Origin of the sequence: Inediibacterium massiliense, from assembly GCF_001282725.1 — a bacterium.
Lineage (GTDB): Bacteria > Bacillota > Clostridia > Peptostreptococcales > Thermotaleaceae > Anaerophilus > Anaerophilus massiliensis.
The window spans coordinates 787,010-803,509 of sequence record NZ_LN876587.1; the positions used below are offsets into that span (position 1 = coordinate 787,010).

19 protein-coding genes and 1 tRNA gene are annotated in these 16,500 nt (G+C 30.0%); 19 read left to right on the forward strand and 1 reads right to left on the reverse strand.

The annotated features are described in order from the left end of the window. Positions 1 to 111 precede the first annotated feature (111 nt). The gene (locus tag BN2409_RS12270) at positions 112 to 1,338 is read right to left on the reverse strand and encodes an IS110 family RNA-guided transposase (protein ID WP_053955734.1); all 1,227 of its coding nucleotides are present in this window, start codon (positions 1,336 to 1,338) and stop codon (positions 112 to 114) included. A 349-nt stretch (positions 1,339 to 1,687) separates the two neighbouring features. On the opposite strand from BN2409_RS12270, the gene phoU reads away from it, so the two are divergent. From phoU to BN2409_RS12365, 19 genes are all read left to right on the forward strand, one after another. After that, positions 1,688 to 2,344 carry a phosphate signaling complex protein PhoU gene (gene phoU / locus BN2409_RS12275; protein WP_053956913.1) on the forward strand — a complete coding sequence of 219 codons (657 nt, stop codon included), beginning with the start codon at positions 1,688 to 1,690 and terminating at the stop codon, positions 2,342 to 2,344. A gap of 84 nt (positions 2,345 to 2,428) precedes the next feature. Further along, entirely contained in the window at positions 2,429 to 3,364 is a 936-nt protein-coding gene (locus BN2409_RS12280; protein WP_053956914.1) for a YIEGIA family protein, read from the forward strand. After that, the gene (locus tag BN2409_RS12285) at positions 3,364 to 3,558 is read left to right on the forward strand and encodes a capping complex subunit for YIEGIA (protein ID WP_053956915.1); all 195 of its coding nucleotides are present in this window, start codon (positions 3,364 to 3,366) and stop codon (positions 3,556 to 3,558) included. The genes BN2409_RS12280 and BN2409_RS12285 overlap by 1 nt, the downstream gene beginning before the upstream one ends. A 120-nt stretch (positions 3,559 to 3,678) precedes the next feature. Further along, positions 3,679 to 4,986, forward strand: a complete 1,308-nt coding sequence (locus BN2409_RS12290; protein ID WP_053956916.1) for a DUF512 domain-containing protein — start codon at positions 3,679 to 3,681, stop codon at positions 4,984 to 4,986. A gap of 17 nt (positions 4,987 to 5,003) precedes the next feature. Further along, on the forward strand, positions 5,004 to 6,326 hold the full coding sequence (gene der / locus BN2409_RS12295) for a ribosome biogenesis GTPase Der (protein WP_053956917.1): 1,323 nt from the start codon (positions 5,004 to 5,006) through the stop codon (positions 6,324 to 6,326). Beyond that, positions 6,326 to 6,901, forward strand: a complete 576-nt coding sequence (plsY, locus tag BN2409_RS12300) for a glycerol-3-phosphate 1-O-acyltransferase PlsY (protein WP_053956918.1) — start codon at positions 6,326 to 6,328, stop codon at positions 6,899 to 6,901. Before der ends, plsY begins: the two co-directional genes overlap by 1 nt. 26 nt (positions 6,902 to 6,927) lie before the next feature. Beyond that, a complete protein-coding gene (locus BN2409_RS12305) occupies positions 6,928 to 7,956 on the forward strand; it encodes an NAD(P)H-dependent glycerol-3-phosphate dehydrogenase (RefSeq protein ID WP_053956919.1) in 1,029 nt (342 codons plus the stop codon). A gap of 201 nt (positions 7,957 to 8,157) precedes the next feature. Continuing rightward, on the forward strand, positions 8,158 to 9,636 hold the full coding sequence (spoIVA, locus tag BN2409_RS12310) for a stage IV sporulation protein A (protein WP_053956920.1): 1,479 nt from the start codon (positions 8,158 to 8,160) through the stop codon (positions 9,634 to 9,636). Positions 9,637 to 9,767: 131 nt separating this feature from the next. Beyond that, positions 9,768 to 9,844: transfer RNA gene (locus BN2409_RS12315), tRNA-Pro, on the forward strand. 164 nt (positions 9,845 to 10,008) lie between these two features. Then, a complete protein-coding gene (locus BN2409_RS12320; protein ID WP_053956921.1) occupies positions 10,009 to 10,392 on the forward strand; it encodes a hypothetical protein in 384 nt (127 codons plus the stop codon). 135 nt (positions 10,393 to 10,527) lie between these two features. Then, entirely contained in the window at positions 10,528 to 11,790 is a 1,263-nt protein-coding gene (locus tag BN2409_RS12325; protein WP_053956922.1) for a biotin/lipoyl attachment domain-containing protein, read from the forward strand. Between the two features lie 13 nt (positions 11,791 to 11,803). Next, positions 11,804 to 12,499 (forward strand): YggS family pyridoxal phosphate-dependent enzyme, encoded by a 696-nt coding sequence (locus BN2409_RS12330; protein WP_479691178.1) that lies wholly within the window; start codon positions 11,804 to 11,806, stop codon positions 12,497 to 12,499. 14 nt (positions 12,500 to 12,513) lie between these two features. After that, on the forward strand, positions 12,514 to 12,954 hold the full coding sequence (locus tag BN2409_RS12335; RefSeq protein WP_053956924.1) for a cell division protein SepF: 441 nt from the start codon (positions 12,514 to 12,516) through the stop codon (positions 12,952 to 12,954). Between the two features lie 18 nt (positions 12,955 to 12,972). Then, on the forward strand, positions 12,973 to 13,239 hold the full coding sequence (locus BN2409_RS12340) for a YggT family protein (RefSeq protein WP_053956925.1): 267 nt from the start codon (positions 12,973 to 12,975) through the stop codon (positions 13,237 to 13,239). 28 nt (positions 13,240 to 13,267) lie between these two features. Next, positions 13,268 to 14,041 carry a YlmH family RNA-binding protein gene (locus tag BN2409_RS12345; protein ID WP_199873016.1) on the forward strand — a complete coding sequence of 258 codons (774 nt, stop codon included), beginning with the start codon at positions 13,268 to 13,270 and terminating at the stop codon, positions 14,039 to 14,041. Between the two features lie 13 nt (positions 14,042 to 14,054). Continuing rightward, a complete protein-coding gene (locus BN2409_RS12350; RefSeq protein ID WP_053956927.1) occupies positions 14,055 to 14,525 on the forward strand; it encodes a DivIVA domain-containing protein in 471 nt (156 codons plus the stop codon). Positions 14,526 to 14,667: 142 nt separating this feature from the next. Continuing rightward, positions 14,668 to 15,366 carry a 5'-methylthioadenosine/adenosylhomocysteine nucleosidase gene (locus tag BN2409_RS12355; protein WP_053956928.1) on the forward strand — a complete coding sequence of 233 codons (699 nt, stop codon included), beginning with the start codon at positions 14,668 to 14,670 and terminating at the stop codon, positions 15,364 to 15,366. Between the two features lie 117 nt (positions 15,367 to 15,483). Next, on the forward strand, positions 15,484 to 15,762 hold the full coding sequence (locus BN2409_RS12360) for a DUF5665 domain-containing protein (RefSeq protein WP_110943114.1): 279 nt from the start codon (positions 15,484 to 15,486) through the stop codon (positions 15,760 to 15,762). A 14-nt stretch (positions 15,763 to 15,776) separates the two neighbouring features. Then, entirely contained in the window at positions 15,777 to 16,436 is a 660-nt protein-coding gene (locus BN2409_RS12365; protein WP_053956930.1) for a TraR/DksA C4-type zinc finger protein, read from the forward strand. Positions 16,437 to 16,500: the final 64 nt, after the last annotated feature.

The following is a 16,500-nucleotide window of genomic DNA, read 5'->3' on the forward strand; positions in this document are numbered from 1 at the left end:
ATAGGTTTTGATTAAACTTACAATAATATTTTCTAAAAAAGTCAGCACTTAATAAACCTAAGGTAAATTAGGATTAAAACGAAAAGATTGCGCATCGAAGATTATTCGATATTATACACTCCTTTCTGGTGCATAAAGTTGGTGATTGCGTAGCAGCACATCCACCATGCGCACAAATTTTCTTGCAGTAAGGACGAGAGCTCTTTTATGTTGATGCTTAGGAACTTCATGATATTTCTTGAGATAGTATTCTCTATAAACAGGTTCATTACGCATAAGTGAATTGGCAGCTTCAATCAAGTAATAGCGAAGGTAATGATTCCCTGTTTTAGTCATTGTAGTTCTTTCAGATTCAAAATTACCAGATTGTTTTCGCTTCCAGTAAAGACCTGCATACTTGGCAATTTTGGCTTCATTTTCGAAGCGTTGAATTTGACCAATTTCGGCTATTATGCCAGCAGCATAAACTGGTCCAATGCCTGGAACACTAAGCAATGATTTGGATTCAGGTAAAATTTCAAATAATTGCTGAATTGCTTTATCAAGTTCTTTGATCTGTTTTTTTATGGTTTTAATCATCATAGCATATGAAGCCAAAATAACATCGACTGAATTTTGCATGACTTTTCCTAGTCGATAAGAGTCTCTAATGGCTTTTGAAAGTGATTTCGCAAGCTTTTCAGGATTGCTAAATCGACCACGGCCTTTTTCTTGTAAAATAGCAGCCAAATCCTCTAAAGACATATTGGCGATGTCTTCAAGAGTCATAGAGTCGGTTACTAAGTCCATCATGGTTGTACCAAAGACAGATGTATCAATTTCTTTAGTGAGGGTATTACACTTGTAATAAATATTTTCTAAAAAATGTTGCTTCATTTCAGTCAATTGGCCAATGAGCTGGTAACGTGATCTAGTTAATCTTTGTAAAGCCATATATTGTTCTTCTTTAATCAAGGAAGTATTGAAACGATCAAAGCGAAGAAAGTCAGCAATACGATAAGCATCTATTTTATCGGTTTTATCTTCTTCAAATAGGCCTTTAAACCGATGTATAGCCTTAGGATTCATAACAACAACTTCGACTCCTAAAGACTTAAGCTCACAGTCTTCTGCTAGAAAAGTTGAAGGGTGAAAGCTGTAAATAGAAGTTGCTTCCATACCGATTATAATACGATCATACTGAATTAGATCAGTGAAATGGCTAATATGTTCTTTGATTTTACTAGCACCAACAACATTATTGGGTAGAGAAACTTCTAGTAAAATTTGATCTTCACTGGTGAGAAAACAAGTATCAAGTTTTTCAGAACTAACATCAATACCAACAAATAATTTCATGGATAGGACCTCCTTTCTATGAATTTGGAACGGCTTGGATACTGAAACCTATCCCTAGTTACCAACCGGATGGCAACAACCTCGCGTATGAGTATTCAATACTTGTCCACCATAAGCTGCCCGAAGCTACTAACATTCGGTATGATAGGCAAGAGATACAGCTTGTGAGTTTGCAGTACACCTGTTGGCTGGGAGACAGTCTTTAAATGCAGTCTTGCTGCAGGAGAGAACAGCCTTAATCCAGATAGATCCTTATTCCATACTTCTATTATCTAGGAATAGGACTCAATATCCAAGTCGATAGATGAAAATTTTTAAATTTAAATATATTATACGAGGAGAGTAGAGTATGCCAAGATTACAATTATCTCATGAACTACAAAAACTTCATAATGATTTATTAAAGTTAGGGAGTATGACAGAAGAAGCTATATTAGACAGCATTAAATCGTTAAAAGATCAAGACAATATTCTTGCTCAAAAGGTAATTGATTTTGATAAAAATATTAATATATTAGAAGAAGCTATAGAAGACAAATGTATAAAATTAATTGCAACTCAACAACCTATGGCTATTGATTTAAGAGAGATCTGTTCTATATTAAGACTCATTGCAGATTTAGAGAGAATGGCAGACCATGCTGAAGATATTGCCAAAATAACTATTAAATTATCAGGAGAAAAATATATGAAGTCTCTTATAGATATCCCTAGGATGGCAGATTTAGCTACTCATATGGTAAAAAGATCATTAGATGCTTTTGTAAAAAAAGATATTGCTTTGGCTAAAGAAACTTGGGCTTTGGATGAAACAGTAGATGAAATTTATAAGCAAGTGTATAGAGAACTATTAACTTATATGTTAGAAGATCCTAAAAAAATCACTCAATCTACCTATTTTTTATTTATTTGTTCTCATATAGAAAGAATTGCGGACTATGCAAAAAATGTGTGTGAAAAGGTAGTGTATATTCAGACGGGTAATTATAATATGAAGATGGATTAAAAACAGCCCAGTGAGGCTGTTTTTTTCATAAAACCTTAAAAATAACAAATAATAGAGTTATCATATAAAAATAGGAGGACTTTTATGGGAAAATTTAGTGTTCAAATTATGGTAGCTCTATTTATGGGACTTTTGGCTAGAATATATATGATTAGAATTGATCAAAGACAATATCCAAGCTATCCACAAGGATTGATTTCTCATTTAACATTAGGAGTGATTGCATCATCTTTAGGAGCAGTGGCATTACCATCTTTACTTCAAAAAGAATATAGTGCAGTTACTTTTTTAGCATTAGCTGCTCAACAATTTAGAGATGTTAGAAATATGGAAAGACAGAGTCTTGACAATATTGAAGGCACAGAGTTAGTACCTAGAGGAACAGCATACATTGAAGAAATTGCAAAAGCCTTTGAAGCAAGAAATTATATGGTAATCATTACATCTCTTACTACGAGCATATTTTTTTATATAGGCCAAAAAATGAAATTTCCTATTTACGGGCAAATTTTTTTAGGAGTTTTGACAGGAATGATTATGGCAGCTATATTAAAAAGAGTATTAAAAAGACAGTTGGTCGAAGAAATTGCAGAAGTTAAACCTGCCAAAATACATTTTGAAGGACCCCTTCTTATGGTAAATGATGTAGTGATTATGAATATAGGACTAAAAGGTTCTAGAAAAATATATGAAGAGGTAGGAATAGCTGTAGAAATTATTCCTCATGATGCCAATGGAAGAGAGACTTTAGCAAATCTAGGACAAAGACAAGCTATTGCACATAATACGGCTGTTCAGCTTGGAATAAGAAAAGATGTAGATGAGCCTGATTTTACTCCTATGCTTAGAAGAAATCCTAATAATGGAAATATTGTATTCTCTCTTATTCCTATGGAACCTGATATAGATCTTTTAGTAGAAGCAGTCAAAAGAACACCAGTTTTAGAAACTGCAAAAAGAAAACCTTTAGAATCTAAAAAAGGAACAGCAGAAAATAATCAATTGAAAGGAGAACTTTAATGGATTTTGGAATTAAAGATAATATTGTTGCAATTGTCACTACAGATAAAAATATGATTTCTACTACAACTGTACCTGTTTTTTATGCCAATTCACAAGAACAACAAGAAAAAACTGCTCTTTTGGTTGCAAAAGTTACAATGGGTATGGTTCATGATTTAGAAAATGGTTCTTATGTCATTGTGAAGCATTAAAGATTCTTGACGTGTAATAAACTACCGTGATATGATTACTAATTGTGGTGAAGGTTAGCAAAAATTATGATATAATATTAGTAGCAGGTATTAAAACTAGATTTTAAGTGGGTGGATATAATGCATAAAAACATCATTTCAAAAGTATATGATCAAAGTAGAGCAAAAAAATTAGGAATTGAAGAAGGAGATCAACTTCTAAAAATAAATGGAGAAGAGATTGAAGACATTATTGAATATATGTTTTTGATGGCAGATGAATATATAGAGATAGAAATTAAAAAGAAAGATGAATCTATTCAAAAATATTCTCTTTATAAAGATTTTGATGAAGATTTAGGAATGGAATTTGAAAATCCTATTATTGATAAAGCAAAGAGTTGTCAAAATAAATGTGTATTTTGTTTTATAGATCAATTACCACCCGACATGAGAGAAACTCTTTATTTTAAAGATGACGATTCAAGGCTTTCATTTCTTCAAGGAAATTTTATTACCTTAACCAATATGGCAGATCAAGATATAGAAAAAATGATTAGATATAGAATTAGTCCTGTGAATGTTTCTGTTCATACTACAAATCCTGCTTTACGTGTTAAAATGCTTCATAATAAAAAAGCAGGAAATATATATGAAAGAATTGAAAAATTAGCTCATGCAGGAATTAAAATGAATGGACAAATTGTTCTTTGTAGAGATATTAATGATAAGGATGAGTTAGAAAAAACAATAAAAGACTTATCTAGCTTATATCCTCATATGGAAAGTGTTGCAGTAGTTCCAGTTGGAATTACAAAATTTAGAGAAGGGTTGTATCCACTTAAAATATATGATGAAAATTCATCTAAAGAAGTGATTAAGCAAGTAGAAAAGTTACAAAATATTTTGTTAAAGGAGATAGGAACTCGATTTGTTTATCTTTCAGATGAATTTTATGTAGTGGCAAAGGAGCCGCTTCCATCCTATGAAAAATATGAACAATTTTTGCAGATAGAAAATGGAGTAGGACTTATGGCTAAATTTCAACATGAAGTTATCCATTATCTTAAAGAATTAGAATCAGATCCTAAAGTACATAAAAAAGTATCTATTGCTACAGGAAAATCTGCGAAAGAATTTATAGAAAAAATAGCACGACAAGTTGAAAAAAAATTCTCATCTGTAGAAATCAATGTGTTTGAAATTAAAAACTTTTTCTTTGGAGAAACAATCACGGTAGCAGGATTAATTACAGGTACAGATTTAATCTATCAGTTAAGAGAAAAATCTTTAGGGGAGAAGCTGCTTATACCTACAAGTATGTTAAAGACAGGAGAAGAAATTTTTTTAGATGATGTAACACTACAAGATGTAGAAAAAGAATTAAATATTAAAGTTGTAGTTTCTGAGGTAGAAGGAAAAGATTTTGTAAATAAAATTATTCAATAAATATGGGAGGTGCGTATATGTCTAAACCAGTAGTTGCAGTTGTAGGAAGACCCAATGTAGGAAAATCTACTTTTTTTAATAAACTTGCAGGAAAAAGAATATCTATTGTAGAAGATCATCCAGGAGTTACAAGAGATAGAATATATACAGATGTAGAGTGGTTAAATCATTCATTTACATTAATTGATACAGGAGGAATGGAACCAGATACAAAAGATATTATTTTATCTCAAATGAAAAATCAAGCCCAGATGGCTATAGAAACTGCAGATGTAATAGTATTTATGGTAGATGGAAGAACAGGACTAGTAGCAGATGATGAAGCCATTGCTACTTTACTTAGAAGAACTGGAAAACCTGTTTTAGTAGTGGTCAATAAAGTAGATACTAGTAAATTGCCAGATTCATTTTATGAATTTTATCAATTAGGACTTGGAGATCCTATATGTATTTCTTCAACCAATCAATTAGGACTTGGAGATTTATTAGATGAAATTGTAGCTAGATTTCCTGATGAACATGGAGAAGAAGAGAATCAAGAAAGAATAACAGTAGCTGTAATTGGAAAACCAAATGTAGGAAAATCTTCTATTATCAATACTATTTTGGGAGAAGAAAGAGTCATTGTAAGTGATATTGCAGGAACAACAAGAGATGCTATTGATACTCCTTTTATGCATGGAGAAGATGAATATGTATTTATAGATACAGCAGGAATTCGAAGAAAAAGTAAAGTAAATGAGAATATAGAAAAATATAGTGTGATCCGTTCTTTAAATGCTATTGATCGAGCTCATGTATGTATGCTTATGATTGATGCTACAGAAGGAGTTACAGAACAAGATAAAAAAATTGCGGGATATGCGCATGAAGCAGGAAAAGCAACTGTAATTGTAGTAAATAAGTGGGACCTTTTAGAAAAAGAAACCAATACTATGAATCAATTTACAAAAGATATTAGAAATGAACTTGCATTTATGTCGTATGCGCCTATTTTATTTGTTTCAGCAGTTACTAAGCAGAGGGTTGGGCAAATTCTAGAGACGATTAAGTTTGTCTCTAATCAACATGCTTTGAGAGTGCAAACAGGTAGATTAAATGATGTAATAGGAGAAGCAATCCTTCTCAATCAGCCACCATCAGATAAAGGAAAAAGACTCAAAATATTTTATGTCACTCAAGCATCTGTTAGACCTCCTATGTTTGTGATCTTTGTAAATGATAAGGAACTTACACATTTTTCATATTCTAGATACCTTGAAAATAAAATTAGAGAAGCATTTGGATTTGAAGGAACACCAATAAGTATTTTATATAGAGAAAAGGGTGAAGAAATTTAATGTTTAAAATACTTGCTATGGTTATCAGTTACCTATTGGGAAATTTTTCAACTTCTGTTATTGTATCAAAGGTGTTGGCAAATATAGATATTAGAAACTATGGTAGTGGAAATGCTGGAGCTACCAATGTATATAGGACTTTAGGGGCGAAGGCTGCTATTATAACACTTTTAGGAGATGCCTTAAAAGGTGTGGTTGCAGTAGCTTTGGGAAGAGCATTAGGGGGAGAAAATACTGCGTTGATTTGTGGCGTTTTAGTGATTATAGGTCACAATTGGCCAGTACTATTTGGATTTAAAGGTGGAAAAGGAATTGCTACAGCCATAGGAGTAGGACTTTCTGTCCATTCTCTTGCTGCAATGATTTGTATATTTATAGGAATTATGATTTTAATAAAAAGTAAATACGTATCTTTAGCGTCTATTACAGCTATTAGTATATTTCCTTTTTTGCTGTTATTTGATAAAGGTATAAATTATTTTATTTTTGGTTTAGTAATCGCTATTATGGCATTGTATAGACATAGACAAAATATAGAAAGACTGATGAAGGGGATTGAATCTAAAATAAGGTAACTTTTCATCATATAGGGGGCCTTGTTATGAAACATAATATTTGTGTACTTGGAGCTGGAAGTTGGGGAACAGCTTTAGCTATTTCTCTTTCTAAAAAGGGACATGATGTAAATTTATGGATGAGAAATAAAGAACAATTTGAACAAATGCAAAAAACGAGAGAGAATATAAAGTATTTATCAGGAGTACTTTTACCAGAAAATATACATCTATTTTCTGATATTCATGAAGCAGTAAAAGATACCCAAGTCATTTTACTTACTGTATCATCTCAAGCTGTTAGAAAAGTAATTGGTCAATGCAAAGAAATTATTTCTAGTGATCAAATTATTGTCAACGCAGCAAAGGGTCTTGAAAATAATACATTACTTAGAATTTCTCAAGTAGTAGAACAGGAATTACCCAAAAATTCATTTGCTGTTTTATCAGGACCTTCTCATGCAGAAGAGGTATGTAGGGATATGCCCACTACGTTAGTAGTTGCATCCAAGTCAAAAAAAGTTGCTGAGTATATACAAGATATATTTATTTCTCCAAAGCTTAGAATATATACAAATCCAGATGTGGTAGGAGTAGAACTAGGAGGAGCTCTTAAAAATGTCATTGCATTAGGGGCTGGGGTGTCAGATGGCTTAGGGTTTGGAGATAATGCAAAAGCTGCACTTATGACAAGAGGAATTACAGAAATAGCAAGACTTGGGTCAGCTATGGGAGCAGATATGAGTACCTTTGCAGGACTTACAGGTATTGGAGATTTGATTGTAACTTGTACGAGTATGCATAGTAGAAATAGAAGATGTGGAATTAAAATTGGAGAAGGAAAAAAGCTAGAAGAAGCCATTGAATCTATAGGTATGGTTGTAGAGGGAGTGGTAACTACAAAGGTGGCTTATGAACTTTCTAAAAAATATAATATAGATATGCCTATTACTTCTGAAATTTATAATATTTTATATCATAACCATAATGTAAAAGAAGCTGTAGTCAATCTTATGATGAGAAGTAGGACTCATGAAATTGAAGAAGTAGTTGCAAATGAAAAATTTAATTGGTAAAGATAGCCTTAGGCTATCTTTTTTTTAGTCATAATGTTTATAAAGAGGTCATATATATATACTGTTAGTACAATTATTAAATAAAACTATAATAATGATCAGTAGATCAAATTGTAATTTTTTATGTATTAAAAAAGCTTACTTATGATGTTTGTAAAGAAAGGTTTTTTATAAATATTTTTAAATAAAGGAGTGAACGGAATGGAGAAATTCGATATATATAATGACATTGCTGAAAGAACACAAGGAGATATTTATATAGGAGTTGTAGGTCCAGTTCGAACAGGAAAATCTACTTTCATCAAAAGATTTATGGAATTACTAGTATTACCCAATATTGAAAATGCATATAGAAAAGAAAGAGCCACAGATGAATTGCCACAAAGCGGAGCAGGAAAAACAATTATGACTACAGAACCTAAATTTGTACCTAATGAAGCTATTGAGCTAACATTAAAAGATCATGCAAAATTTAAAGTCAGGTTAGTAGATTGTGTAGGATATTTAGTAAAGGGAGCCATTGGCCATGAAGAGAATGGAAAGCCTAGAATGGTAACTACTCCTTGGTATGAAAAGGAAATTCCTTTTGAAGAAGCTGCAGAAATAGGCACAAGAAAAGTTATTAAGGATCATTCTACGATAGGACTGGTAATTACAACAGATGGAAGCGTGACAGATCTTGAAAGGGCAAGCTATATACAAGCAGAAGAGAGAGTCATAAAAGAGCTAAAAGAGATTGAAAAGCCTTTTGTTTTAGTTTTAAATTCAATTCAACCCTATGCAGAAGAAACTTTAGTATTAAAAGAAGAATTAGAAAAAAAATATAATGTACCAGTAGTGGTTACAGATTGTGCAAAAATGGAGATAGAAGATATTAATCAAATATTAGAGAATGTATTATTTGAGTTTCCAATTAAAGAAATTAATATTCATCTTCCTGGATGGGTAGAAGGATTAGATATGACCCATTGGTTAAAGGATAAAATCATTTATGCAGTAAAAGAATGGAGTCAAGAAGTTAAAAAAATTAATCATATTAGAAGTTATGTAGAAAAATTTATAGATATGGAAGTTGTATCTGAAGTAAGTTTAAGTGATATTTCATTAGGAGAAGGAATTGCCCATATTCAAATGAAAATGAAAGATGGACTTTTTTATAATATATTGCAAGAAATTACAGGATATAAAATAGAAGGAGATCATCAAATACTAGGACTCATTAAAGAATTTTCTAGAGCGAAAAAGGAATATGATAGAGTAGAAGAAGCATTAAATAATGTAAAAGAAACAGGGTATGGACTAGTAGCTCCTACTCTTGAAGAATTAGAGCTTCAAGAACCTGAAATCTTCAAACATGGAAATAGATTTGGTGTAAAATTAAGAGCCAATGCTCCATCCCTACATTTAATTAGAACAGATATAAAGACAGAAGTATCTCCTATTGTAGGAACAGAAAAAGAAAGTGAAGAATTATTAAAATATCTTTTAGATGAATTTCAATCAGATCCTAAAAAAATATGGCAGACGAATATGTTTGGAAAGTCTCTTCATGATATGGTGAAAGAGCAAATGCAAAATAAATTGTTTACTATGCCAGAGGATACAAGAGTGAAAATGCAAAGAACATTGCAAAAAATTGTTAATGATGGTAGTGGTGGATTGATTTGTATCATTTTATAAAATAAATATTCAATAAAAGAGTTAGCAAAAATCTAACTCTTTTATTGAATTCATATTAGAAATGACTTGAAATTTATGGATATATATTTTATAATAATATTTAAATGAAAAATCAGTTGCTTATGAGCTATCTGGGTGTGGCGCAGTTTGGTAGCGCGCTAGAATGGGGTTCTAGAGGCCGGGAGTTCAAGTCTCCCCACTCAGACCAAATAGGAAAGTAGGTATGAAAGTATTTACTTTTTTGACAGCCGATTTATTACACTATTGTTAAAATAGTAGAATAGATCGGCTTTGTTGATGTTGACTAAAAAATAGTATACAAGTAAAATAGATACAGTAAAATGAATATATTGAAATTTAAGGAGAAGGATTATGTGGATGTATCTAATGAATATCCTATGGGCTATTTTTATTATATTTTTTTTAGGTTATATTTTTACTATATTAAAAGAAAAATATTATTTATGGAATCATTTTATTTTTATAGATAGCAAAGCCATCTCACAAGAGCATATTGATGAAGTAGAAACAAGATATTTTAAGATTGGGAAAATAAGAATTATGGCAGGAGATGAAATGAAAATTTATTTTCATAATAAAAATGTAACCAAAGGAATTATAGTGGGAGCAAAATTAAAGGATAATCGTTTGCTTATTGTGAATCCTAAAGATGAAGTTGAATTTGTAAATGTAGATGAAATTAAAGATATAAAAATTATTAGTCGGTATGGAAAATTTTTTAATTTCTTTGAGTAACAAGTACGTGAAAGTAATAATTTTCCAATGTAAAGTAGGACTATAAAACTAATTTTAATAAATATAAATAATATGCAGGAAAATCAACAAAAGTGAAGAATTATTTAAATAAAAGAAAGCGTGCAGGTGAAGGAAGTGAAAAAAAAGACTCAGAAGAAAAGAAAAAAGAATAAGTTAAGAACTTTTTTTCTTGGCATTATTATTTTATATTTAATGATTAAATTTTTGCCTATGATGTGGTCTATGACAAAAGAAACAAGTATTGCTGAATATGGAACTATTCAAATTATAGATCAACTCTCCTGCTATATCATTAGAGATGAAAGGCTTGTAAAGAGTTCTGTAGAGGGAGATATAAAATATTTTGCACAAGAAGGAGAAAAAGTTGAGAAAGGTTATAGAATTGCAGAAATTTATAAAGATACAGTAGATTATACTACAAGGAGAAAGTTAGAAGTTGTCAATCAAAGAATTGATAATATTAAAAATGATGAAAATGATTTATTTCAAAGCGATGTAACAAAAATTAATCAAGATATTCAAGAAATTATTAAATCTATTCAAGAATGTAAGGAAAAAAATGATTTGCTTAAAATTGAACAATTAAAAAAAGAATTAGATACAAAAGTAGAGAAGATGAAAATTATTTCAGGAGATAAAAGCTTTGCAGGAAAAAATTTAGAGACATTGACAGCAGAACAAGAACAATTAGAAGAAAAAATAAATGCTTCTGTTTTAAGAATGAAAAGTCCAATATCTGGAATAATTAGCTATAATATAGATGGATATGAGGGTGTATTGACTCCTCAGAATATGACTACTATAGAATTAAATAAATTAAAAGATATCAAAAGTGAAGTAACAGATTTGAAAGTAGAAAAGGTGATTCAAAATCAGCCATTATTTAAAGTAGTCAATAATAATTTATGGTATATGATTACCTATGTAGACGAGGAGCAGTTAGAAAATTATAAAGAAGGAAAAACAGTAACCTTTAAATTCTCTAGTGGGGAAGTAAAAGGAAAAGTATGTCGTATTATAGAAAATAAAAAAAAGAGTATGATTGTATTTCAAATAGATCAATATGCTGAAAAATTTTTTAATACAAGAAAAGTTGATTTAGATGTGATTGCCATCAACTATGAGGGATTAAAGCTTTATAAAGATAGTTTGATACAAAAAGATGGAAAACAAGGAGTTTATGTTTTAGATATTAATAGATATGCAAAATTTAAGCCAGTAAAAGTGATTGGTTATGATGAAGATTATGTAATTATTCAAAATAATATTTTTTATGAAAAAGAAGGAGAAGAAATAAAAGCTGTATCCACTGTAAAATTATATGATGAAGTAGCTAGAAATGCTTCCAAAGTAAAGGAAGGTCAAATGATTTATTAAATGGAGGGAATATATAATGTCTATTGAGGAAAATATTATACATATTAGACAAGAAATTCATAAGGCTTGTGAAAAATCTAACAGAAATCCAGAGGAAGTAAAACTCATTGCTGTTACAAAGACAGTAGATAGTTCTAAAATCAATGAAGCAATTGCACAAGGAATAGAAGATGTAGGAGAGAATAAAGTTCAAGAAATTATCAACAAATATGATCAAGTATCCCCAGTTTCTTTTCATATGATTGGTCATTTACAAACGAATAAAGTGAAATATATTATAGATAAGGTAAAACTTATTCATTCATTAGATAGAATCAGTTTGGCAAAGGAAATTGACAAAAGAGCAAAACAAAATAATAAAGTTATGGATGTACTGGTTCAAATTAATGTGGCAAAAGAAGATACTAAATTTGGTATGTATAAAGAAGAGGTATATGATTTTTTAGAACAAATAAAATGTTTTGAGAATATAAAGGTGAAAGGGTTGATGACGATTGCTCCTTATGAGGAAGATCCTGAGGAGGTAAGAAAATATTTTAAAGAACTTAAAGAAATATTTGAAGAAATTAAGACAAAAGATTTTTCTCATGTAGAAATGAAATATTTATCCATGGGAATGACAAATGATTTTCAAATTGCCATTGAAGAGGGCGCTAATTTCATCCGAGTAGGAACTGGAATTTTTGGAAAAAGAAATTATAATCAATAGAGAGGAGATATGATATGAGTAAATTAGTTGAAAAGGTAAAATATTTTATGGGTTTAGATGATTATGAAGAAGAGGAAGAAGAAGTAATGGAAACTACTGTTGAAGAAGAAGAAGATAATATTACACCTTTCCCTACTAAAAGAAATAGAATTGTTAATATACATACAACGACTCAAATGAAAGTAGTACTTTACGAACCTACTGATTTTGAAGAGTCTCAAAGTATTGTTGATAATCTAAAAAACAGAAAGCCTGTAGTGGTCAATTTAGAAAATTTAGATTCAGAATTAGCAAAAAAAATATTTGATTTTGTAAATGGAGCAGTCTATGCACTTGATGGAAGTATTCAAAAAGTTTCAAAGGGTATTTTTATTTTAGCTCCTAGCAATGTAGATATATCTGCCAATATTAATGAAGAAATAAAAAATAAAGCTTTATTTCCATGGAGTAAATAGACCTTAGGTGGTGAAAAAATGTGGATGATGGTGCGATCTGTTGAGTATTTTTTTAGAGTATTAAACTTTTTAATTTTAGTAAGAATCTTATTATCTTGGATTCAGCCTCATGGATATGGAACCATTACAAAAGTTATTTATCAATTAACTGAGCCTATATTAGCACCTTTTAGAAAATTACTTCAAAATTTTAATATAGGAATGGGAATGATAGATATATCTCCTATTTTAGCTGTATTATTTTTAGACCTTATTAGAAAAGTTATTCTTAGCTTACTTTATTAGAAAGTGTGATTTTTTGATTGACAAAGAAATGATAATCAAACATATAAAAGATGACGAAGAAAGAAAAGTAGTCATGAAAGTACTTAATAAAATGGAAAGTACATTTAGAGGACATACTATAAAATCTAGCGATTTTTATGATCCGTATCAGATTTCTCTCTGTGTTCCTATTTTTCATCATTTTCATGATATTACTTATAAAATATTTGGAGGATATGAAAAAGCAGAGAGAAAAGTAATGATTTTTTATCCGGAATATTTGACATTAGAAGAAAAAGATTGTCCCATTTGTGCTATTCGGATTTATGGAAAGTTTAGCAAAGAAGATATTAGTCATAGAGATTTTTTAGGAGCGATTTTAAATTTAGGATTAAAAAGAGAGAAAATAGGAGATATTTTAATTGACGATGGACAAGCCCATGTAATTATATTTAAAGAATTATATGAGTATATTCAAATGAATTTGGAGAAAATATCTAAGTATAAAGTAAATGTAGAGCTTATTCCTTTTTCTAATATCATAGATATAGAAGAAAAAGTGGAGTGGATACATACTACAGTGGCTTCTCTAAGGCTAGATAGTATTTTAAGTGCAGGATTTAAAGAATCAAGAAGTTCCATAGGAAAAAATATTCAATATGATAAAGTGAAGGTGAATTTCAAGCCTGTCAATCAGTCCTCATATATTTTAAAACAAGGGGATTTGATTTCGGTAAAGGGAAAGGGCAGGATTATATTAGATCAAATTGAAAATAAGACAAAAAAGGACAGATATAGGGTGATCATAAAAAGAATGATCTAGAGGAGAGGATAACATGATTACACCACTTGAAATTCAAAATAAAGAGTTTAAAAAAGTATTAAGAGGCTATAAAGAAAGTGAAGTAGATGAATTTTTAGACCAAGTGATTATGGATTATGAAAATTTATACAAAGAGAATATTGAATTAAAAGATAAAATTGTTCTTTTAAATGATCAAGTGAATAAATATGAAAATTTAGAAAAAACTCTTAACAATACATTAGTTTTTGCACAGAGTACAGCTGAAGAAGTAGCTCAAAATGCACAAAAAAAAGCAGAGTTAATTATAGAAGAAGCACAAAGTAAAGCTACTAGAATTATAAAAAATGCAGAAGATGAAATAATAAAAATTCAAAGAGAATATGAACAAGGGAAAAAGCAGTTGCAAATTTTTAAAACTAGATTTAAGACGCTTTTAGAAGCACAGCTTGAAACCATTGATAGAGAGTCAGAAGAACTTGTAGAAGAAACTGAATCCATATAATTGAAAATTCTCGTTTACGGCGAGGATTTTATTTTTTGATATATGATATGAAAAATAAAATCCTTGAAAAGGATTTGATCTTAAGTATAATAAAGAAAGAATTGATAAAGTTTTTTAAAATAAGATATAGGGAGGAAATATAATGAATACTATAGGAATTATAGGAGCAATGGATGAGGAAATTGAAATTTTAAAAGATAAAATGGAATTAAAAGAAGAAACTGTATTTGCAGGAATGAAATTTTATAAAGGAAACTTAGAAAATAAAGAAATTGTTTTAGTAAGAAGTGGAATTGGAAAAGTGAATGCAGCTATTTGTGCACAAATATTGATTAGTAATTTTTCTGTAGATGCTATTATGAATACAGGAGTTGCTGGAGCTGTTTTTGAGGAATTAGAAGTAGGAGACATTGTAGTATCAGAAGACGTGATTGAACATGATTTTGATGTGACAGCATTTGGAGGATATAAACTAGGACAAATTCCTAGAATGGAGGAATACATATTTAAAGCAGATGAGAAATTGATAAAAGCAGCTATAGAAGCACAGAAAAATGAGAATTATGAAGTAAAGAGGGGAAGAATAGTATCAGGAGATATATTTGTAGCTTCAAAAGAAAAGAAAGATTTTCTATGGAAAGAATTTAGTGGATATTGTGCGGAAATGGAAGGAGCTGCAATTGGACATACTTGTTATTTAAGTAATATTCCTTTTTTAATTATTCGTGCCATGTCTGATAAAGCAGATGGAACAGCAGATGTAAATTTTAATGAATTTGTTCATACGGCAGCAAGAAATTCTGTTGATATTGTAATACATGTATTAAAAACTATAAGATAGAATGTGAAAACATTCTATCTTTTTTTGTGGATAGAATAATGAAGAAATTTTTACATATAAGAATCACGAAGAGGGAAAAATAGCATAAAATAATCTTTTTAAAATGAGGGAATAATAATGGATGATAAAAGATTAATGAAATTTGAAAAAAATATAGAAAAATTAGCAACAGATTTAGAAAAAACGAAAATATGTGAATATGTAAACATCATGAATGATTCTAAAAGATTGTTGTATATAAACTTTATAGCAGGTTTAGCAAGAGGATTAGGAACAGCTATAGGACTTACTATATTGGCAGCCGTATTTTTTTATATGCTAAAGAGTACAGTAGATTTACCTCTTATAGGAAAATATATTGCCCAATTGATTAAAATTATTGAAAATTATAAGTAAAGGAGGAATTGAGTTTGAAAAGGGAGAAATTAAATTATTATAAAAATAAGTTATTGAATGAAAAAGAAGAAACCATAAAAACTATTGAACGTATGAATGAAAATGAACCCAATGCTTCTTTGCAGGAATATTATGATGAATTATCTGTATATGACAATCATCCTGCTGATATAGGCACAGAAACTTTTGAAATGGAAATGAATTTTAATCTTAAAAATAATGAGGAACTATATTTAAAAGAAATTGAAGATGCACTAGATCGAATCCAAAGAGGCACATATGGAAAATGTATAGATTGTGGAGGAGATATTCCAAATGAAAGACTTGAAATGCTTCCTACTGCACTACAATGCATGAACTGCCAAAAGGACAAATTAAGTGTAGATTATGAGGTTCGTACAAGACCTGTAGAGGAACAAAATCTATATCCCCCTTTTGGAAGAACTTATATGGATACAAATGAAGATTATAATGGATTTGATGGGGAAGATGCATGGCAAGCTGTAGCTCGATTTAATAAAACAGATGAACATAATATGGCTCTTGATTGGTATGATAACAATATGTATGATGAAAATGTATCAGGAACAGTAGAATATGTGGATCAAATTAGTAATGGTTTTTATAAAGGACAATTAAAGGACGAAGAAAGAGAAGATATACCTAAAAAGTGAAGCTATGCTTCACTTTTTGTATGAAAAATAGACAAAGCTAGTACGAAACCCATATAAGTTATGT